At 75.2% G+C, this 19,054-nt stretch carries 20 protein-coding genes; 15 read left to right on the forward strand and 5 right to left on the reverse strand.

The annotated features are described in order from the left end of the window. Positions 1 to 3 precede the first annotated feature (3 nt). From disA to ACFFKU_RS14700, 5 genes are all read right to left on the reverse strand, one after another. Positions 4 to 1,134 carry a DNA integrity scanning diadenylate cyclase DisA gene (disA, locus tag ACFFKU_RS14680; protein ID WP_380139051.1) on the reverse strand — a complete coding sequence of 377 codons (1,131 nt, stop codon included), beginning with the start codon at positions 1,132 to 1,134 and terminating at the stop codon, positions 4 to 6. A gap of 73 nt (positions 1,135 to 1,207) precedes the next feature. After that, positions 1,208 to 2,581 (reverse strand): DNA repair protein RadA, encoded by a 1,374-nt coding sequence (gene radA / locus ACFFKU_RS14685; protein ID WP_380139053.1) that lies wholly within the window; start codon positions 2,579 to 2,581, stop codon positions 1,208 to 1,210. 80 nt (positions 2,582 to 2,661) lie between these two features. After that, positions 2,662 to 3,027: a hypothetical protein gene (locus tag ACFFKU_RS14690; protein ID WP_380139054.1), complete on the reverse strand. Its 366-nt coding sequence runs from the start codon at positions 3,025 to 3,027 to the stop codon at positions 2,662 to 2,664. Positions 3,028 to 3,132: 105 nt separating this feature from the next. Next, entirely contained in the window at positions 3,133 to 3,849 is a 717-nt protein-coding gene (locus ACFFKU_RS14695) for a class I SAM-dependent methyltransferase (RefSeq protein WP_380139056.1), read from the reverse strand. After that, positions 3,846 to 4,694 (reverse strand): DUF3109 family protein, encoded by an 849-nt coding sequence (locus ACFFKU_RS14700; RefSeq protein WP_380139057.1) that lies wholly within the window; start codon positions 4,692 to 4,694, stop codon positions 3,846 to 3,848. Before ACFFKU_RS14700 ends, ACFFKU_RS14695 begins: the two co-directional genes overlap by 4 nt. A gap of 73 nt (positions 4,695 to 4,767) precedes the next feature. Between ACFFKU_RS14700 and ACFFKU_RS14705 the strand changes: the two genes are divergently transcribed. From ACFFKU_RS14705 to ACFFKU_RS14775, 15 genes are all read left to right on the forward strand, one after another. Next, a complete protein-coding gene (locus ACFFKU_RS14705) occupies positions 4,768 to 5,733 on the forward strand; it encodes a Ppx/GppA family phosphatase (protein WP_380139058.1) in 966 nt (321 codons plus the stop codon). A 44-nt stretch (positions 5,734 to 5,777) separates the two neighbouring features. After that, complete coding sequence (gene proC / locus ACFFKU_RS14710) at positions 5,778 to 6,545, forward strand: pyrroline-5-carboxylate reductase (RefSeq protein WP_380139359.1); 768 nt, start codon at positions 5,778 to 5,780, stop codon at positions 6,543 to 6,545. Positions 6,546 to 6,733: 188 nt separating this feature from the next. Further along, positions 6,734 to 7,918 carry an acetoin utilization protein AcuC gene (locus tag ACFFKU_RS14715; RefSeq protein ID WP_380139361.1) on the forward strand — a complete coding sequence of 395 codons (1,185 nt, stop codon included), beginning with the start codon at positions 6,734 to 6,736 and terminating at the stop codon, positions 7,916 to 7,918. A gap of 235 nt (positions 7,919 to 8,153) precedes the next feature. Further along, on the forward strand, positions 8,154 to 8,354 hold the full coding sequence (locus ACFFKU_RS14720) for a helix-turn-helix domain-containing protein (RefSeq protein WP_380139059.1): 201 nt from the start codon (positions 8,154 to 8,156) through the stop codon (positions 8,352 to 8,354). 137 nt (positions 8,355 to 8,491) lie between these two features. Continuing rightward, the gene (locus ACFFKU_RS14725) at positions 8,492 to 8,590 is read left to right on the forward strand and encodes a 30S ribosomal protein bS22 (RefSeq protein WP_012085056.1); all 99 of its coding nucleotides are present in this window, start codon (positions 8,492 to 8,494) and stop codon (positions 8,588 to 8,590) included. Between the two features lie 130 nt (positions 8,591 to 8,720). After that, on the forward strand, positions 8,721 to 9,002 hold the full coding sequence (locus ACFFKU_RS14730) for a glutaredoxin family protein (protein WP_380139061.1): 282 nt from the start codon (positions 8,721 to 8,723) through the stop codon (positions 9,000 to 9,002). Between the two features lie 226 nt (positions 9,003 to 9,228). Continuing rightward, positions 9,229 to 10,068: a redox-sensing transcriptional repressor Rex gene (locus ACFFKU_RS14735; RefSeq protein WP_380139063.1), complete on the forward strand. Its 840-nt coding sequence runs from the start codon at positions 9,229 to 9,231 to the stop codon at positions 10,066 to 10,068. 9 nt (positions 10,069 to 10,077) lie between these two features. Continuing rightward, positions 10,078 to 11,394: a glutamyl-tRNA reductase gene (locus tag ACFFKU_RS14740; RefSeq protein WP_380139363.1), complete on the forward strand. Its 1,317-nt coding sequence runs from the start codon at positions 10,078 to 10,080 to the stop codon at positions 11,392 to 11,394. After that, positions 11,391 to 12,437: a hydroxymethylbilane synthase gene (hemC, locus tag ACFFKU_RS14745; RefSeq protein WP_380139065.1), complete on the forward strand. Its 1,047-nt coding sequence runs from the start codon at positions 11,391 to 11,393 to the stop codon at positions 12,435 to 12,437. The genes ACFFKU_RS14740 and hemC overlap by 4 nt, the downstream gene beginning before the upstream one ends. A 92-nt stretch (positions 12,438 to 12,529) precedes the next feature. Further along, positions 12,530 to 14,155, forward strand: a complete 1,626-nt coding sequence (locus ACFFKU_RS14750) for a bifunctional uroporphyrinogen-III C-methyltransferase/uroporphyrinogen-III synthase (protein WP_380139365.1) — start codon at positions 12,530 to 12,532, stop codon at positions 14,153 to 14,155. A 2-nt stretch (positions 14,156 to 14,157) separates the two neighbouring features. Beyond that, positions 14,158 to 15,135, forward strand: a complete 978-nt coding sequence (hemB, locus tag ACFFKU_RS14755) for a porphobilinogen synthase (protein ID WP_380139066.1) — start codon at positions 14,158 to 14,160, stop codon at positions 15,133 to 15,135. A gap of 103 nt (positions 15,136 to 15,238) precedes the next feature. Continuing rightward, on the forward strand, positions 15,239 to 15,835 hold the full coding sequence (locus tag ACFFKU_RS14760) for a hypothetical protein (RefSeq protein WP_380139067.1): 597 nt from the start codon (positions 15,239 to 15,241) through the stop codon (positions 15,833 to 15,835). Positions 15,836 to 15,912: 77 nt separating this feature from the next. Further along, the gene (locus ACFFKU_RS14765) at positions 15,913 to 16,890 is read left to right on the forward strand and encodes an ABC transporter substrate-binding protein (protein ID WP_380139069.1); all 978 of its coding nucleotides are present in this window, start codon (positions 15,913 to 15,915) and stop codon (positions 16,888 to 16,890) included. 160 nt (positions 16,891 to 17,050) lie between these two features. Then, positions 17,051 to 18,400 (forward strand): glutamate-1-semialdehyde 2,1-aminomutase, encoded by a 1,350-nt coding sequence (gene hemL, locus ACFFKU_RS14770; protein ID WP_380139070.1) that lies wholly within the window; start codon positions 17,051 to 17,053, stop codon positions 18,398 to 18,400. Then, complete coding sequence (locus tag ACFFKU_RS14775; RefSeq protein ID WP_380139072.1) at positions 18,397 to 19,044, forward strand: histidine phosphatase family protein; 648 nt, start codon at positions 18,397 to 18,399, stop codon at positions 19,042 to 19,044. The genes hemL and ACFFKU_RS14775 overlap by 4 nt, the downstream gene beginning before the upstream one ends. Positions 19,045 to 19,054: the final 10 nt, after the last annotated feature.

The following is a 19,054-nucleotide window of genomic DNA, read 5'->3' on the forward strand; positions in this document are numbered from 1 at the left end:
GGGTCAGACGTAGCGTTCGAGGATGCTGGACTCGGCGAGCCGGGACAGCCCCTCGCGCACCGCCCGGGCCCGCTGCTCGCCCACGCCGTCGACGGTCATCAGGTCGTCGATGCCGGCGGCGAGGAGTTTCTGCAGGTCCCCGAACTGGTCGACGAGACGTTCGACGATCGCCCCCGGCAGGCGCGGGATGCGGTGCAGCAGACGGAACCCGCGCGGCGAGACCGCGGAGTCCAGGGAGTCACCGCCGACCGAGAACCCGAGGACGCGGGCCACCTGGGTCAGGTCCACGAGATCGGTGGAACCCAGGTCGGCGAGATCGGCCAGGACCTGTTCCAGGGGCCCCTCGTGCCGGGTGGACTCCAGGTAGTCGCGGACCACGAGCTCCCGGTCCGGGCTGACCCCGCCCACCAGTTCGTCGAGCTGCAGGGACAGCAGCCGGCCGTCGACGCCGAGCTCGACCACGTACCCCGCGATCTCGTCGGCGATGCGACGCACCATCTCGATGCGCTGCACGACCGCGCTGACGTCGCGGACCGTGACCAGGTCCTCGATCTCCAACGCCGACAGGGTCCCGGTCACCTCGTCCAACCGGGCGCGGTAGCGCTCCAGGGTGGCGAGCGCCTGGTTCGCGCGGCCGAGGATCGCGTCGGAACCCTCCAGCACGTACCGGCGGGAGTTCAGGTAGACCGCGACGATGCGCATGGACTGCGACACCGAGATGACCGGGAAACCCGTCTGCTTGGCCACGCGCTCGGCGGTGCGGTGCCGGGTCCCGGACTCAGAGGTCTCGATCGAGGAGTCGGGGACCAGCTGCACGGCGGCGCGCAGGATCCGTCCGCACTCGCGGTCGCAGACGATCGCCCCGTCCATCTTCGCCAGTTCGCGCAGGCGTGTGGCGGAGAACTCGACGTCGAGGCTGAAACCCCCGGTGGAGAGGCTGTCGACCGTCTTGTCGAAACCCAGGACGATGAGGGCACCGGTGCGCCCGCGCAGGATGCGCTCCAGGCCGTCACGGAGTTCGGTGCCCGGGGCGACCGCGGCCAGGGTGGCCCGGAGCAACTCCTCGGGACTGCGTTCTGTCGCCACCGGTACTCCCCTCGCCGACGCGCCCGCCCCGGAACCGGTCGGTGTCACGCCGTCGAGCGGATGCTATCGGTCCACCCCGGCGCGGTCAGGCGCAACCTGGCGGCGGGGTGCGGCTCCCGGCTCACGGGTCCAGCCGGGCGTGCCGGACGGCGTCGGCCAGGGTGGCGGCCTCCAGCACCGTCATGCCGGCCGGGGCCCCGGCGGCCGAGCCGGCGGGCACGATGGCGGCGCGCACCCCGAGCCGTCCCGCCTCCTGCAGCCGGCGGGGGACCCCGTCGACCCGGCGCACCTCACCGGCCAGCCCGACCTCCCCGAAGGCGACCAGACCCCGGGCCAGCGGACGGTCGACCGCGGCGCTGGTGACGGCGAGCGCCACCGCGAGGTCGACGGAGGGTTCGGCCAGCCGGACCCCGCCGACCGTGGCGACGTAGGTGTCCCGGTTGGCCACCGGCAACCCCAGCCGGCGTTCGAGCACGGCGAGGATCATCGCGATGCGGCTCGACTCCAGGCCCGAGGTCACCCGTCGGGCGCTGCCCTGGGCGGGGGAGGGCGAGACGAGCGACTGCAGCTCGGCCATCAGCGGGCGGCGGCCCTCCAGGGTCACCGTGACGCAGGTGCCGGGGACCGGTTCCGGGGTGCGGGAGACGAACAGCCCGCTCGGGTCGGCCAGCCCGACGATGCCGTCCTCGCCCAGCTCGAAGCAGCCGACCTCGTCGGTCGGCCCGTAGCGGTTCTTGACGGCCCGCAGCAGCCGCAGCCGGGAGTGCCGGTCGCCCTCGAACTGGCACACGACGTCGACCAGGTGCTCGAGCGTGCGCGGGCCCGCGATCGAGCCGTCCTTGGTGACGTGCCCGACCAGCAGGGTGGCGAGGCCCCGGCGCTTGGCCGCGGCGATGACCGCCCCGGCGACCTCGCGGACCTGGGCGACCCCGCCCGCGGCTCCCTCGACCTCCCCCGACGCGATCGTCTGGACCGAGTCGAGCACCAGCAGGTCCGGGGCCGAGGCTTCCACGTGGCCCAGGACGGTCGCCAGGTCGGTCTCGGCGGCCAGCAGCAGCCGCGGCCGCAGCGCCCCGATCCGCTCGGCCCGGAGCCGAACCTGGGCCGCGGACTCCTCGGCGGTGACGTAGAGGACGGTCCGACCGTGCGCGGCGGCCCGGGAGGCGGTGTCCAGCAGCAGCGTCGACTTGCCCACCCCGGGCTCGCCGGCCATGAGCACGACGGCGCCGGGGACGAGCCCGCCGCCGAGCACCCGGTCGAACTCGTCCACCCCGGTCGGGGTGGCCCGGGCGGCCTCCACGTCGATCTCGGCGATCGGGCGGGCCGGTTCGCGGACGGCGGCCGCCGTGGTCGTCCGCACGGTGGGGGCCCCGGCCTCGGCCACCGTGCCCCAGGCCTGGCACTCCCCGCAGCGCCCCGTCCACTTCGTCGTCTGCCAGCCGCACTCGGCGCAGACGAAGCCGGGGCGGGTGCGGGAGGTGGTGGTCCGGGGCATGGGGGAAACGTAGAGGGCGGGTCCGACACGGACCCGCCCCCGAGGACGACCTGGGCCGCCCGGTCGGGGCGGCGGTGCGCTCAGCTGCCGTAGAGCGACTTCATCGTGGTCATGAGGATCCCGAAGGTCGCCATGGTGAAGCTGGGCACGAAGGCCAGGATCGCCGCGCCGATGCTGTTGGACTTGCGGTAGAGCAGGTAGGCGGAGAACACCATCACCAGTGCGCCGACGAGCGTCGCCACCAGCCCCAGGGCGATGCGCCCGCCGGGAGCCGCCTCGTAGGGGTCCGAGCCCAGCAGCAGCAGCGGGACGACGAAGGAGATCAGGAAGCCGACCAGCCAGATCAGGAGGGCCACGACCACGCCACGGTTGGGTCGGGACCACCGGATGGGCGCGATGGCCCGTTCTTCGTGCGCGGGGGCCGGCGACGGCGCGTGCGTGCTCATGGGCCCATCATCCACGCAACCGCCCGTGATCGGCCACACCGGGTGCGGCACGTCACCTCGCGCCCTCCGTGGGGTCCTCCGCCGGGTCCCGGTCGGAACGGGCGGTCAGGCGCGTCGGTGCCGGACGACCACCGCGTGGTCGATCTCCAGCCCACCGCCGGCGGCCTCGTGCTCGGCCAGGAACCGGGCCCCGAGCTCCGGGCCGAACTCGATGCGCAGGACCGCGGCCAACCCGGCGCGGTCGGCGAAGACGAAGCGGGTGGGCACCGCGGTGCGCGCGAAGCCGTGCCGGGCGAAGAACCGGTCGACGGCGGCCGGGTCGTAGCGGGGCAGGAAGCGGCGGAACCACCCGCCGAAGGTCGACGTGGACGCGTCGTTGTCGACGACGAAGGCGGTCCCGCCGCGCCGCAGGACCCGTCCCAGCTCGGCGAGCCCCGGCTCGCAGCCGGGGCCGAAGAAGTAGGCGAAGCGGGCGTGGACGACGTCGACCGAGGCGTCGGGGCGGGGGAGGGCCTCGGCGCCCGCGTGCACCACGCGGACCTCGGCCGGGGTCGGCCCCAGCGCCGCGACCCGGCGACGCGCGGCCCGGACCAGCGGCGGGTGCGGTTCGACCCCGGTCACCGACCGGGCCGTCGCGGCGAGGCGGGGGAGGTGGAACCCGGTGCCGCAGCCGACGTCGAGCACGTCGGTGCCGGCCCAGTCGTGCACCGCGCGCAGCGCCGCGTCGATGGCCCCGTCGGGGTCGAGGGCCCGGTTCTCGGTCTCGTAGTCGGCGGGGAACTCCCAGATGTTGGGGCTCGGCACGACCCCCGTCGGGGTCACGGCAGTTCGCGGTACTTCGGCTCCACCCCGCCGCCGGGACGGGCCCGGCTCGGGTCGGCCGGGTGGACGGTCAGCGGGAGCAGCCGGCGGTGGGCCGTCGCGCGCGAGCGCCCGGATCGGGCCAGCAGCGACTCGCAGTGCCGGGCCAGCTCCTCGAAGGCCGGGTCGCCGATCATCTCGCGCAGCTCGGGTTCCATGCTCCGGAACACCGGCCGGGTCCCGACGTGGGCGGCGGGGTTCCCGGTGCAGTACCAGTCCAGGTCGTGCCCGCCGGCGCCCCACCCGCGGCGGTCGTACTCGGCGAGGGACACCTCCAGGTAGGTCGTGTCGTCGCCCCGGGTCACCGTGCGGTAGCTGCGCTTCACCGGCAGCTGCCAGCACACGTCGGGTTTCAGCTCGAGCGGTTCCCGGCCCTCGCGCAACGCCAGCCCGTGCAGGGCGCAGCCCGTCCCCCCGGAGAACCCGGGTCGGTTGGCGAAGATGCAGCCGCCCGCCACGACGCGGGTCTTGGTGGCCCCGTCCTCGATCTCGGTCCACCCCGCCTCGACCGCCTCGGCGGCGAACTGCCACGTCGAGGCGTCCAGGCGGTCGACGGCCGCGGCGACCCGGTCCTCGTCGGCGTCCTGGGTGAAGTGCGCCCCCAGCGCGCAGCACCCGACGTCGGGGCTGTCCTCGTAGATCCCGGGGCAACCGGCTCCGAAGATGCACGTCCAGTCCGAGGTCAACCAGGTCAGGTCGACCCGGTAGACGGTCTCCGGGGTGGCCCGCGGGTCGTCGGCCACGTCCTCGGGTTCGGGGAACTCCACCCACAGGCGGGCGGAGTCCAACGGGGTCTCGGCACTCACCCTGGAACTCTAGGTGGCGACCGGGGCCCGGGATCCCGGCGTGGGGCGGCCCGGGCGAGGGTAGGTTTCGCGCATGCGTCTCGGAGTGCTCGACGTGGGCTCGAACACCGTCCACCTGCTGGTCGTCGACGCCCACCCCGGGGCCCGGCCCATCCCGGCCAGCTCCACCAAGACCCTGCTCCGGCTGGCCGAGCACCTCGACGACGACGGGGCCATCACGCCGGTCGGCGTGGAGGTCCTGGTCGACGCCGTGGCCGACGCGGTCGAGGTCGCCGAGGACGCCGGGGCCGAGGAGATGCTCGCCTTCGCGACCTCGGCGGTCCGCGAGGCCACCAACGGTCAGGAGGTCCTCGACACCGTCGAGCGACGGACGGGCGTGCGCCTGGAGGTGCTGACCGGCAACGAGGAGGCCGACGTCACCTTCCTCGCCGTGCGGCGCTGGTACGGCTGGTCGGCCGGCCGGCTGCTCGTCCTCGACATCGGGGGAGGGTCGCTGGAGGTCGCGGCCGGGTTGGACGAGGTCCCCGACGTGTCCTGCTCGATCCCGGTCGGTGCCGGTCGGCTGACCCGCGACCGGCTGCCGGGCGACCCGCCGAGCCCCGAGGCGATCCGCGACGTCCGCCGCTACGTGCGCCAGCAGGTCGCGAGCTGCGTGCGCAGCGTGTCCCGGGCGGGGACGCCCGATCTCGTCGTCGCCACCAGCAAGACCTTCCGCAGCCTGGCCCGGCTGCTGGGCGCCGCCCCGAGCGCCGAGGGCCCCACCGTCCGCCGGGTGCTGAACCGGCGGGCCCTGTCCGACCGCATCCCCGAGCTGGCGAAGCTCGACGTGGCCGGCCGGACCCGGCTGCCCGGGGTCTCGGTCGAGCGCGCCCCGCAGCTGCTGGCCGGGGCCATGGTCGCCGAGGCCGCGCTGGAGCTGCTCGGTGTCGAGGAGGCCCTCATCTGCCCGTGGGCCCTGCGCGAGGGGCTGATCCTGCGCCGGCTCGACGCCATCGGGGCCGAGTCGACCTCGCTGCCCTCCCTGGGGATCTCCCGGTGAGCGCCCACCAGGCCGGTCGGCTGGCCCTCGTCGGGGCCGGGGTCATGGGGCAGACGCTGCTCGGCGGGCTGCTGCGCGCCGGACGCGACCCGGGCAGCGTCACCGTGGTCGACCGTCGTTCGGGGCGGGGCGAGGAGCTGCGACGACGCTTCGGGGTGACCGTCGTCGACGACCCGACCGCCGTGCACGACGCCACGACCGTCGTCCTCGCGGTGAAGCCGCAGGACCTGGCCGGGCTGCTGGACTCCCTCGCCCCCCACCTGGACCCCGAGGCGCTCGTCGTCTCGCTGGCCGCCGGGGTGACCACGGCGGCCATCGAGTCCCGGTTGGCGCCCGGGACGGCCGTCGTGCGGGTCATGCCCAACACCCCCTCGCTGGTCGACGAGGGCATGGCGGCGCTCGCGGCGGGGTCGGCCTGCAGCGACGAGAACCTGGCCCTGGCCGAGGAGCTCATGCGCTCGTGCGGGCACGCCGTCGTGCTGGCCGAGAAGCACCTCGACGCGGTCACCGCGCTCTCCGGGTCCGGCCCCGCCTACCTCTTCTACGTGGTGGAGGCCATGGTCGAGGCGGGCGTGCTGCTCGGCCTGCCCCGGGCCACCGCCACCGAGCTGGTCGTGCAGACCCTGGTCGGGGCGGGGGCGATGCTGCGCGAGACCGGGCAGCACCCGACGGTCCTGCGCGAGCAGGTCACCTCCCCGGCGGGCACGACGGCCGCCGCCCTGCGCCGGCTCGACGACGCCGGGGTGCGGGCCGCGTTCGTCTCGGCGGTCGAGGCCGCCCACGCCCGCTCGCGCGAGCTGTCCGGCGGCTGAGGCGGGGTCGGGGGCAGGTGGGTGGTCGCCCGGGGCCGGCGGGCGGCAGTTCGGGTGATGCGATGTCCAGCGACGGCCCGAACGGCTAGCGTGCCCGCATGCGCGCCGAGGCCCTTGCCGACTGCCGGTCCGACGCCGGGACCGCGGTCGCCGGGGTGGCCCCGGAGGTCTCCGTGGGCGGGGTCGCGGTGAGCGAGCGGACGCGGGTCGTGTGGGACCCGTCCTTCACCCGCTACGACTTCGGACGGTGGCACCCGATGTCGCCGGTCCGCCTCGAGCTCACCGCGAGGCTGTGCTCCGACCTGGGGTTGTTCGCGCTGGACGACGTCGACGTCGTCTCGGCCGCCCCGGCCTCCGACGACCTGCTGCGCACCGTGCACGGCGAGGAGTACGTGGCCGCGGTGAAGACCGCCTCGGCCGACCCCCACCGCGCCGACGAGCAGTACGGGCTCGGCACCGACGACGACCCGGCCTTCCGCGGGATGCACGAGGCGGCGGCCCGCATCGTCGGGGGGACGGTCGACACGGCGCTCGCGATCTGGCGCGGCGAGGCCCGGCACGGGGTGAACTTCTGCGGGGGCATGCACCACGCCAAGCGCGACACCGCGGCCGGGTTCTGCGTGTACAACGACGCCGCGGTCGCCATCCAGGCCTTGCTGGACCAGGGGTGCGAGCGCGTCGCCTACATCGACCTCGACGTCCACCACGGCGACGGCACCGAGGCGGCGTTCTGGGACGACCCGCGGGTGCTGACGCTGAGCGTGCACGAGTCGGGACGGACGTTGTTCCCCGGCACGGGCTATCCCGACGAGCTGGGCGGTCCCGGCGCCGAGGGCAGCGCGGTCAACCTCGCCCTGCCCGCCGGCATCGGCGACGCGGGCTGGCTGCGGGCGGTCGCCGCGGTCGCCCCGCCCCTGGTCCGCGCGTTCGCCCCGCAGGTGCTCATCACCCAGCACGGCTGCGACACCCACGCGCTGGACCCGCTGGGCAACCTCACGGTCTCGGTGGACGCGCAGGCGGTCGCGGCCGCGCTGGTGCACGACCTCGCGCACGAGGTGTCCGAGGGCCGCTGGCTCGCCCTGGGCGGCGGCGGGTACGAGGTGGTCGACGTCGTGCCGCGCACCTGGGCGCAGCTGGTGGCGATCGCCGTCCGGCAGCCGCTGGAGCGCGGTCGCGCCGTCCCCGAGTCCTGGCGCCGGCACGTCGAGGAGCTCACCGGGCGACCGGCCCCCCGCACCATGTCCGACGGCGTGAGCGCCGGGTACGAGCCGTGGTCGGGTGGGTACGACCCGGCCGATCCGGTCGACCGGGCGGTCCTGGCGACCCGGCGGGCGGCCTTCCCGCTGCACGGGCTGGACCCCGAGTTCGACTGACGCGCCACCGCGTCCCACCGGCTCCCCGGGCCGCCCCGGACGGGCGCCCGACGCGACCGACGTTGCATTCCGTGAGCATCCGCTACGCTCTGATTTGTGACTCTCTGTGATTATTCGGTTGCGGAGATCTTCCACAGACGTCTCGCCAGCCCCTACAGTGGACACAGAACGCGTCCAGGAAGATCGTCCGCCGGGGCGGCGGGTCGCTGGCGCGCTACCGAAGGGTGCTTCCGCGATGCCTGAGGACCGCCCGCTGTCCGACGTCCGGTTCCTGACCGTGGCCGAGGTCGCAGCGATGATGCGTGTGTCGAAGATGACCGTGTACCGCCTCGTGCACAACGGTGAGCTGCCGGCGGTCCGCGTCGGACGGTCCTTCCGCGTCCCCGAGGACGCCGTCCACGAGTACCTGCGCCAGTCCTTCATCGACACCGCCTGAGACCGCCCGCCTCCCGGGCGGGGTGGGGTCCGCCGGGCGTCCGGCGGAGGTCGTGCCGCCGGGTAGACTCATCCCTCCGCGTGGGCCGTCGTCGACGCGCACGCACCGGAAGCACTGTCGAGTGAGCGAGGACCCCCGTGGGCTCTGTCATCAAGAAGCGTCGCAAGCGCATGGCGAAGAAGAAGCACCGCAAGCTGCTCCGTCGTACGCGTCACCAGCGTCGTAACAAGAAGTGAGCTGACGCTCCGCCGGGACGGCGGGCACCCCGTGGGGGTGCCCGCCGTTCTGCGTCCCCCGTCGCGGTGATGGGCCCGGCGGTGGGCTCGGGTGGGGCTTCGTGTCGGGGGCGGGGTGTAGACATCGGGCATGGCCGCCGGCACCGCCCCCCGACTCACCCTCGTCTCGCGCGAGGGCTGCCACCTGTGCGAGCAGGGGCGGGCGGTGGTCGAGCGGGTCGCGGCCGCCGAGGACGTGGGCTGGGTCGAGGTCGACGTGGACACCGACCCGGAGCTCCGCCGCCGCTTCACCGACCGGGTGCCGGTCGTCCTGGTCGACGGTGCCGAACGTGATTTCGGCTGGTTGGACGAGGAGCGGTTGCGCCGGGCGCTGCAGGGCCGCCGGTGGTGGCAGCGGGCCCGGGTGAGGTGAGGCGACCCTGACCTGAAGGGTCGCATCACCGCAGGTCAGGTGCGTCCCGCCGGGTCGAGGAGATGTCCGTCACGACGGGCCTCGGCGACTTTGTGCGGGCCTTCACAAGCGCCTACGCTGCTGGGGCGAACGCCGCGGGAGCCGGGTGCTGCCGTCGGCGAGGAGCAGGTCGAGGAGCGCGCGCGCCGAGGGGCGTCGCCCGCGGAGAGGTGCCGGGTCCGCAATCGTGGTTGATGACGCAGTGGTCGCCGGCCGGGGGCACGCCCCGGCCAGTCTGCTCACCCCTGACCCGGCCCCGCGCACCCCCCGGGACCCGGCCGAGGACGCCGCCACGCTCGCCGACCTGCCCGACGCGACCGTCGGACGGCTGCCGCAGTACCTCGACGCCCTCTCGGCCCTGGCCGAGTCGGGCCGCAGCACGGTCTCCTCCGACGCGTTGGCCGCCGCCGCGGGCGTCGGCTCCGCGACCCTCCGCAAGGATCTCTCCCACCTCGGCAGCTACGGCACCCGGGGGGTCGGCTACGACATCGCGACGCTGCACGCGCAGCTCGCCGGTCGCCTGGGTGACCGCGCCGGTCGGCGGGTCGTCATCGTCGGGATCGGCAACCTGGGCCACGCGCTGGCCGGTTACGGCGGGTTCGCCTCCCGCGGGTTCCGCGTGGTCGGACTCTTCGACGACGCCCCCGACGTCGTCGGCACGGTCGTCACCGGGTTGCGGGTCGAGCCGGTCTCCCGCCTCGGCGCCGCCGTCGCCGAGCTCGGGGCCACGATCGGGGTGCTCGCCGTGCCCGGTTGGGCCGCGCAGACCGCGTGCGACGAACTGGTCGCGGCCGGGGTGCGCAGCGTGCTGAACTTCGCCCCCGTGGCTCTGCGGGTCGGAGCCGACGTCGACGTGCGTCGGGTCGACCTCGCCTCGGAGCTGCAGATCCTGTCCTTCCGCTCCCGTCGTCGGGACCGGGCAACCGAGGCCGTCGGGTCGGGTCCGACCGCGGGGTCCGCCCCGCGCGCCCGGTCGACGGTCGCAGCACCAGGACCAGCCCCGCGGTTGGTCGAGGAGGTCGTCTGAGTGGCCCTGATGGTCGTGGGTCTGTCGCACCGCACCGCGGCGCTGGAAGTGCTCGAACGGGCCGCCCTGGACGAGACCGCGCGGGCGGAGGTGCTCGCCGAGCTGGCGGCGTCGCCGCACGTCGACGACGCCTTCGTGCTGTCCACCTGCAACCGGGTGGAGCTCTACTGCGAGGTCAGCCGGTTCCACGGGGCGGTCGCCGACATCGGTGACAGCCTGGCCCGCCGGATCGGGCTGCCCCTGGAGGACCTGGGCGACCAGCTCTACGTCCACTACGAGGACGCCGGGGTCGAGCACCTGTTCCGGGTCGCCTGCGGCCTGGACTCGATGGCCGTCGGCGAGAGCCAGATCCTCGGGCAGCTGCGGACCTCCCTGCACGACCTGCAGGCCGGTGGCGGGGCCGGTGGTGCCCTCGACCGCGCGCTGCAGGTCGCGCTGCGCGTGGGCAAGCGGGCGCACTCGGAGACGACGCTGGACGCGGCGGGGGCCTCGCTGGTCGACGCCGCCCTGGCCCGCGCGCGGGCGGTCGTGCCGGACCTCCGCCAGGCCCGCGTCCTCGTCGTGGGCGCCGGGGCGATGAGCGCGCTGGTCGCCACCACGGTCGCCCGCCTCGGCGTGGCCGAGATCGTCGTCGCCAACCGCGGGGCCGAGCGGGCCCAGCGGCTGGCCGCCGCCGTCGGGGGCCGCGCGGTCGGCCTGGACACCCTGCGGGCCGAGCTCGCCGCGGCCGACGTCGTCCTCTCCTGCACCGGGGCCGTCGGGCACGTGCTCGACGTGGCCCTGGTGGCCAGCGCCCTGCTGGACCGCCCGCAGCGACCGTTGGTCCTCGCCGACCTGGCCCTGCCCCGCGACGTCGACCCCGACATCGCGACCCTGCCGGGGGCCCACCTCGTCGACCTCGAGGGCCTCGGTCACGACCTCGCCGCGACCGGTGTCGCCGACGACCTCCGGGCCGTGCGCGCCATCGTGGCCGAGGAGGTCGCCGCCTTCGCGGCTGCCCGCCGGGCCGAGGACGTCGCGCCGACGGTCGTGGCGCTGCGGACCCAGGCCCGCCACGTCGTCGACACCGAGATGCGCCGGCTCGAGCAGCGCACGGCGCTGTCCGAGGCCGACCGGGCCGAGGTGGACCGCGCGGTGCACCGCATCGTCGAGAAGCTGCTGCACACCCCGACCGTTCGGGTGAAGGAGCTGGCCGAGGGGCCGGGCGGGGCGGGGTACGCGGCCGCGCTGCGCGCCCTCTTCGACCTCGAGATCGCAGGAGGCTCGCGGGCCGGGGACGCGCCGTTGTCCGGCACGGTGGGTGACGCGGTGGGGCGGGTCTCGTGAGCCCGACCGCGACCGACCGTGCCGTCCTGCGGCTCGGGACCCGGCGCAGCGCGTTGGCCCGCACCCAGAGCGACTGGACCGCGGAGCTGTTGCGCGGCAACGGGTGGATGGTCGAACTCGTCGAGATCACCACGCACGGCGATGTCTCGCGGGAACCCCTGGCCCAGATCGGGGGGACCGGCGTCTTCGTGTCCGCCCTGCGCGACGCGCTGCTGGCCGGCGAGGTCGACCTCGCCGTGCACTCCCTCAAGGACCTGCCGACCGCGCCGGCCGAGGGCCTGACCCTGGCCGCCGTGCCCGGTCGGGAGGACCCTCGCGACGTGCTCGTCGCCCGCGGTGGTCTCGCCCTGGCCGGCCTGCCGTCCGGCGCCCGCGTGGGGACCGGCTCACCGCGCCGCCGCGCCCTGCTGCTCGACCTGCGCCCCGACCTGGACGTCGTCGCGGTCCGCGGCAACGTCGACACCCGCCTGCGGATGGTGAGCGAGGGCGACCTCGACGCGGTCGTCCTGGCCGCGGCCGGGCTGGCCCGGCTGGGCCGCTCCGGCGAGGCCTCCGAGCTGCTCGACGCGGCCGCGGTCGTCCCCGCCCCCGGCCAGGGGGCCCTCGCGGTCGAGTGCCGCGCCGACGACACGGCGCTGGTCGCGGCCCTGCAGGCCCTCGACGTGCCGGCCGCGCGTCGGGCGGTCGCCGCCGAGCGTGCGGTGCTGGCCCGGCTCGAGGTCGGGTGCTCGGCCCCGGTGGGGGCGCACGCGGTCGAGACCGCGGCGGGCGTCCTGCGGCTGAACGTCGCGGTAGGCACCCCGGAGGGGGCCCTGCTGCGCCGGGTCGCCGAGGCCCCCGCCGACTCCGTGCCCGCCGCCACCGAGCTCGGGCACCGCGTCGCGGACGACCTCCTCGACGGCCCCGTCCCGTTGGCCCCGCCCCGACGACCGGGCGGGGTCGAGACCCCCCGCGCGGACCCCCAGACCCCTCCCGCCGCACCCGGTGGCGGGAACTCCCAGGACCACCGACGTCCTCGTCCCGACCCGGAGAGTGGCTTGTGAGCACCACGACCAACAGCACGGTCATCGACGTCCTCGACGCCGACCTCAAGACGACCTCCGACCTGACCGTGGTGGCGGAGAAACCCACCGGCGTGAAGACCGCGCGCGGCGGGGCCGCGACCACCCGGCGCGACGCCGTCACCGGGCACGTGTCCTTCGTCGGCGCCGGCCCGGGCGACCCGGGCCTGCTCACCGTGCGGGCCGTGCAGCTGCTCGCGGCCGCCGACGTGGTCGTGCTCGACGCGGGTTCGCGCGACCTGGTGGCCCGGTTCTGCCGCGACGACGTCGAGGTCCTCGACGCCGGTCCGGGCGAGGACGGGCAGCCGCTGGCGCGTGCCGCCCGCGCCCGCCTGCTGACCCGGGCGGCCAAGAGCGGCGGGCGCGTGGTGCGCCTGCTCGACGGCGACCCCGGGGTCTTCACCCCCCTGGTCGAGGAGATCGCCGCCTGCCGCAAGGCGGGCATCGGCTTCGACGTCGTCCCCGGCGTCTCCGCGGTGACCGCCGTGCCGGCCTACGCGGGCGTCCCGATGACCACGACCGGCACCACCAGCGTGCACGTCGTGCACCCGGGCGGCCGGACGGTCGACTGGAGCCGGCACTGCGGGGCCGACACGACCGTGACCCTCATCGGCACCTGCGCCGACCTGGTCGCCGCCGCCGAGGGGCTGCTGGCCGCCGGTCGGGCCGCGGGGACGCCGGTCGCGGTGACCGCGCACGGCACCCGGACGACCCAGCGGACCACCACGACGATCCTCTCGGCCCTGGCCGAGGTGGCCGCCTCGGCCGACGACTCCGAGCCGACCATGGCCGTCGTCGGCGACGTCGTGAGCCTGCGCGAGCAGGCCTCCTGGTACGAGACCAAGGCCCTGTTCGGCTGGCGCGTGCTGGTGCCGCGCACCAAGCAGCAGGCCGGGTCGGTCACCACCCGCCTCGCCGAGCACGGGGCCACCGCCGAGGTCGTCCCGACGATCTCGGTCGAGCCGCCGCGCACCCCGCAGCAGATGGACAAGGCCGTCAAGGGTCTGGTCACCGGTCGCTACGAGTGGATCGGGTTCACCAGCGTGAACGCCGTCCGGGCCGTCCGGGAGAAGTTCACCGAGTACGGCCTGGACGCCCGCGCGTTCTCCGGCCTGAAGGTCGCCGCCGTCGGCGGGGTCACCGCGGACGCGTTGCGCGAGTGGGGGATCGAGCCCGACCTGGTCCCCGAGGGCGAGCAGTCGGCGACCGGGCTGCTGGCCTCCTGGCCGCCCTACGACGAGGTGCTGGACCCCATCAACCGGGTCTTCCTGCCCCGCGCCGACATCGCGACCGACACCCTGGTGGCCGGTCTGCAGGAGGACGGCTGGGAGGTCGACGACGTCACCGCCTACCGGACGGTCCGCGCCGCGCCGCCGGCCGCACCGATCCGCGACGCCATCAAGACCGGGGCGTTCGACGCGGTCGTCTTCACGTCGTCCTCGACCGTGCGCAACCTGGTCGGCATCGCCGGCAAGCCCCACCCCTCCACGGTGGTCGCCTGCATCGGGCCGGCCACGGCCAAGACGGCCGAGGAGCACGGCCTGCGGGTGGACGTCCTGGCCGCCGAGCCCAAGGCCGAGCTGCTGGTCGACGCGCTGGCCGCCTACGGCGTCGAGCAGCGCGAGCTGGCCGAGGAGAACGGCGAGGAGGTCCTGCGTCCCTCGCAGCGGCGCCACTCCTCGCGGCGGCGGGCCCGCTGACCGTGGGGGAGCTCCCCGTCCGTCCGCGTCGGCTCCGCTCCAGCCCCGCCATGCGGCGGTTGGTGACCGACGTGCGGGTCCACCCGGGCGACCTGGTGCTGCCGGTGTTCGTCCGGGAGGGCCTGACCGAGCCGGTGCCGGTGCGCACCCTGCCCGGGGTCGTGCAGCACACCCGGGAGACGCTCGTCGCGACCGCCCGTGAGGCGGTCGCGGCCGGGCTGGGCGGGATCATGCTGTTCGGGGTCCCGGTCGCGCGGGACGCCGTCGGGTCCGGGGCCGACGACCCGGACGGCATCCTCAACGTGGCGCTGCGCGACGTCCGGGACGCGGTCGGCGACGACCTGGTGGTGATGGCCGACCTCTGCCTCGACGAGTTCACCGACCACGGCCACTGCGGGGTCCTCAACGACCACGGGCGGGTCGACAACGACGCCACCTTGGAGCGCTACGCGTCGATGGCGCTGGCCCAGGCCCGCGCCGGGGCCCACCTGCTCGGTCCCAGCGGCATGATGGACGGCCAGGTCGGGCACCTGCGGGCCGTGCTGGACCGCGCCGGGCGCGACGACGTCGGCCTGCTCGCCTACGCGGTGAAGTACGCCTCGGCGTTCTACGGCCCCTTCCGCGAAGCCGTCGACTCCCAGCTCACCGGGGACCGGCGGACCTACCAGCAGGACCCGGCCGCCTCCGTGACCGAGGCCCTGCGCGAGGTCCGCCTGGACCTCGACGAGGGTGCGGACCTGGTCATGGTCAAGCCCGGCCTGCCCTACCTGGACGTGCTGCGCGCGGTGGCCGAGGTCGCCGACGTCCCCGTCGCCGCCTACCAGGTGTCGGGGGAGTACGCGATGGTCGAGTTCGCGGCCGCGGCCGGGGCGATCGACCGCGAGCGGGTCGCGATGGAGTCGTTGGTCGCGCTGCGGCGGGCCGGTGCGCAGGTGCTGCTGACCTACTGGGCCCTGGAGGCCGCGCAGCACTGGCTGTGAGTCCGGGCCCGAGTCGTCCACAGGTCGACCGCCGTTTCACGGTCGTCCCCAGGTGCGGTTCCGGGACCCCCGGAGCCGGGCCCCGCGGCGCAGGCTGCTCCGCATGACGATCATCGAGGACCCCCGCCGCCTGCTCACCCGACCGGTCGACGTGCACCGGCTCTGGCGCGAGCGGACGACCGTGCCGCTGACCGCCCCGCACCGGGCGCGCGACGCCGCGCGTCGGGGGTGGGTGCAGCGGTGCGGGGCGCTGGACGTGCTCGCGCCCAGCGTCTTCTCCCTGCCGACCCACGCCGGCGACGTGGTCCGCTTCGCGGGGCTCGGCGCTCCGGAGGCCGCCCGTCTCCTCCACGTGCTGCCCGTCGAGGCGCTGCGCGACAAGCAGAACCGGGCTCCCTCGCTGGGGGCGTGGCTGCGGGCCGCGGTGGCCCACCCCGGCGAGCTCAGCCTGCACGGCTACCTCGTCGGGCCGGAACGCCCGGACGAACGGATGTCGGTGACGGCGGCCGAGGTGCGCGGGCACCCCGAGCTCCTCGACCACGACCTGCAACCCGACTGCGGGCCGGGCTGCGGGTGCCGCGCGTTCTGGCGGGCGCTGCGCGGGCACTACGGCTTCGACGAGGACCCGCCCGAACTGGGGGCCCCGGACGACGTCCACCGGATCAACGCCGAGGGCGACGTCTACCTCTGGTGGTCCTGACAGGTTCGGGGGTGGCTGGTGATCACAGGAGAGGGAAGGCTAACCTCAGCGGCCTTACCCGTCGACCGAGGAGCCCCATGCTGCCCCGCCGTTCCGTCCTGACCGCCCTCGCCGGATTCGGTGCCCTCACGGCCCTGGCCGCCTGCGGGGAGGACTCGACCCCGGCCGTCACCCCGAGCGCCACCGGCGGCGCGGCCGGCGCCGACGCCTTCCCGGTGACGGTGGAGCACGCCCTCGGGGCGGCCGTCATCCCCGCGCAGCCGACCCGGGTGGCCACGGTCGGGTTCAACGACCAGGACTTCGCCCTCGCCCTCGGCGTCACGCCCGTGGTCACCCGCGGCAACCTGTCCTACGACGCGAACCAGCGCCCCTGGGCCCGGGACCTGCTGCCCGCCGACCCGATCCCCGAGGCGGGCACCGACACCCTCAACCTGGAGGCCATCGCCGCACAGACCCCCGACCTGGTCCTCGGCTGCTACTCCTTCCTGGACCGGACCACCTACGAGGCGCTGGACAAGATCGCCCCGACCGTGGCCGATCTGGCCTCCGAAGGCGGTCTGCAGTCGGCCAGCTGGCAGGACCAGCTCACCGCCACCGGCAAGGCCCTCGGGCTCTCGGCCGAGGCCACCGCGCTGCGCGAGAAGGTCGAGCAGGTCTTCGCCGACCACAAGGCCGAGAACCCCTCCTTCGCGGGCCGGACGCTCAACCTGGTCATGCCCTACGAGGGTGGGTTCTACGTGCTCGGGTCGGAGGACCTGCGCACCCAGATGTTCTCGGGGCTGGGCTTCGAGCTGCCGCTGCCCGGCGGCCAGCTCTCCGCCGAGCAGGTCGACCGGCTGACCAGCGACGTCCTCGTCGTGCTGGGGGGCACGCAGGCGGAGATCGCAGCCGTCCCCGTGGCCGCCGCCCTGCCCGTCGTCGCCGAGAACCGCACGGTCTACCTCGGGGCCTTCGAGGGCGACGTCCCCGCCGCCATCGGGTACAGCAGCCCGCTCAGCCTGCCCTTCGCCCTCGACGCGGTCGTGCCGCAGCTCGCCGCGGTCACCCGGGCCTGAGCCCACCGCGCCCGGACCCACCCACCCCGGACCGGCTGGGCGGCTCCTGGGAGTTCGCCGACGGTCGTCTACGACACGGTGTCGTGAGTTCTCTCACGACACCGTGCCCGTGGCGCCCCGGGGGCGCGGACGGGGCCCGGGACTTGCGACACTGGGCCCCGTGAGCGTCCACCCCACCGCCCCTGTCGCGACGACGGACCGGTCGCAGGCCCTCTTCGAGCGGGCTGGCCAGGTCATCCCGGGCGGGGTGAACTCCCCGGTCCGGGCCTTCCGGGCGGTGGGCGGGACGCCGCGGTTCGTCGCCTCGGCCCGCGGGCCCTGGCTCACCGACGTCGACGGTCACCGCTACGTGGACCTGCTCTGCTCCTGGGGGCCGATGATCCTCGGTCACGCCCACCCCGACGTGCAGGCCGCGGTGCAGGCCGCCGCGGCCGACGGCTTCTCCTACGGGACGCCGACCGAGCGCGAGGTCGTCCTCGCCGAGGAGCTGGTGGCCCGGGTCGCCCCGCTGGAGCAGGTCCGCCTGGTCAGCTCGGGCACCGAGGCGACCATGAGCGCGATCCGGCTGGCCCGCGGGTTCACCCGCCGCCCGATCGTCGTGAAGTTCGCGGGGCACTACCACGGTCACGTCGACGCCCTGCTCGCCTCGGCCGGTTCCGGTCTCGCGACCTTCGCGCTACCCGACACCCCCGGGGTGACCGGGACCGCCGCGGCCGACACCATCGTCGCCCCCTACAACGACCCCGAGGCGCTCGCCGAGATCTTCGCCGTCCACGGCGACCGGATCGCCTGCCTGATCACCGAGGCCGCCGCCGGGAACATGGGCGTGGTCCCGCCCGTGCCCGGGTTCACCCAGGCGATGCGCCGGATCACCCGCGAGCACGGGGCGCTGCTGATCACCGACGAGGTGATGACCGGTTTCCGGTGCAGCGCGAGCGGTTGGTGGGGCCACGAGGGTCTCGGCCTCGAGGACGCGCCCGACCTCATGACGTTCGGCAAGGTCATGGGCGGCGGGTTCCCGGCCGCCGCGTTCGGTGGGCGCGCCGAGGTCATGGCCCACCTGGCCCCGGCCGGGCCGGTCTACCAGGCGGGCACGCTGTCGGGGAACCCGGTGGCCACGGCGGCCGGGCTGGCCACGCTGCGCGGCTGCACCCCCGAGGTGTACGCGCGGGTGGAGGAGGCGGCCCGCGTCGTGCGGGAGGCGGCGAGCGCCGCCCTGACCGCGGCCTCCGTCCCGCACCTGGTGAACACGGCCTCCTCGATGTTCAGCATCTTCTTCACCGCCGGGGACGTGCCGCGGGTCACCAACTACGACGAGGCCCGCCGTCAGGACCTCGGTGCCTTCCGGGCCTTCTTCCACGCCATGCTCGACCGCGGGGTCCACCTGCCGCCGAGCGCCTTCGAGGCGTGGTTCCTCTCGGCCAGCCACGACGAGGACGCCCTCGGGCGCATCCTCGACGCGCTGCCCGAGGCGGCCCGGGCCGCGGCCGAGGGGGCGGGGCAGGCATGAGCGCCAGCGTCCGGACCGTCGTCCACCTCGTCCGGCACGGCGAGGTCCACAACCCCGAGCGGGTCCTCTACGGACGCCTGCCCGGCTACCGGCTCTCCGAGCGCGGCCAGGCGATGGCCGCGCGGCTCGGCCTGCACTTCTCCGAGCGCGACGTCGCCACGGTCACCGCCTCGCCGCTGCAGCGCGCGCAGGAGACCGCCACCCCGATCGCCCGGGGTCTCGGCCTGGAGCTCGGCACCGAACCGCGCATCATCGAGGCGGGCAACTCCTTCGAGGGCCTGCGGGTCACGTCGGGTCGGGGCTCGATCCGGGACCCCCGGGTGTGGCCGCGGCTCTACAACCCGTTCCGGCCGAGCTGGGGCGAGCCCTACGAGGAGCAGGTCGCCCGGATGACGGCGACCGTGCGCGACGTGCGCGACGCCGGCCCCGGCCGCGAGCACGTCCTGGTCTCCCACCAGCTCCCCGTGTGGGTGACCCGGCTGCGGGCCGAGGGCCGTCCCCTCGTGCACGACCCGCGTCGGCGCGAGTGCGCGCTGGCCTCGATCACGTCCCTGGAGTTCGTCGGGCGCGCGCTCGTCGCGGTCTCCTACTCCGAGCCCTGCGCCGACCTGCTGGTCGGGGCCGACCCGATCGCCGGAGCCTGACCGGCCCCGA

It is taken from the genome of Kineococcus gynurae, from assembly GCF_042433995.1.
Taxonomy (GTDB): domain Bacteria; phylum Actinomycetota; class Actinomycetes; order Actinomycetales; family Kineococcaceae; genus Kineococcus; species Kineococcus gynurae.

Excerpts from the sequence above, each read along its gene's own strand:
- ACFFKU_RS14765 (WP_380139069.1), top strand. The coding sequence starts at position 15,913 with ATGCTGCCCCGCCGTTCCGTCCTGACCGCCCTCGCCGGATTCGGTGCC.
- ACFFKU_RS14740 (WP_380139363.1), top strand. The coding sequence starts at position 10,078 with ATGGTCGTGGGTCTGTCGCACCGCACCGCGGCGCTGGAAGTGCTCGAA.
- ACFFKU_RS14705 (WP_380139058.1), top strand. The coding sequence starts at position 4,768 with ATGCGTCTCGGAGTGCTCGACGTGGGCTCGAACACCGTCCACCTGCTG.
- proC (WP_380139359.1), top strand. The coding sequence starts at position 5,778 with ATGGGGCAGACGCTGCTCGGCGGGCTGCTGCGCGCCGGACGCGACCCG.
- ACFFKU_RS14775 (WP_380139072.1), top strand. The coding sequence starts at position 18,397 with ATGAGCGCCAGCGTCCGGACCGTCGTCCACCTCGTCCGGCACGGCGAG.
- ACFFKU_RS14690 (WP_380139054.1), bottom strand. The coding sequence starts at position 3,027 with ATGAGCACGCACGCGCCGTCGCCGGCCCCCGCGCACGAAGAACGGGCC.
- radA (WP_380139053.1), bottom strand. The coding sequence starts at position 2,581 with ATGCCCCGGACCACCACCTCCCGCACCCGCCCCGGCTTCGTCTGCGCC.
- ACFFKU_RS14720 (WP_380139059.1), top strand. The coding sequence starts at position 8,154 with ATGCCTGAGGACCGCCCGCTGTCCGACGTCCGGTTCCTGACCGTGGCC.
- ACFFKU_RS14760 (WP_380139067.1), top strand. The coding sequence starts at position 15,239 with ATGACGATCATCGAGGACCCCCGCCGCCTGCTCACCCGACCGGTCGAC.
- ACFFKU_RS14730 (WP_380139061.1), top strand. The coding sequence starts at position 8,721 with ATGGCCGCCGGCACCGCCCCCCGACTCACCCTCGTCTCGCGCGAGGGC.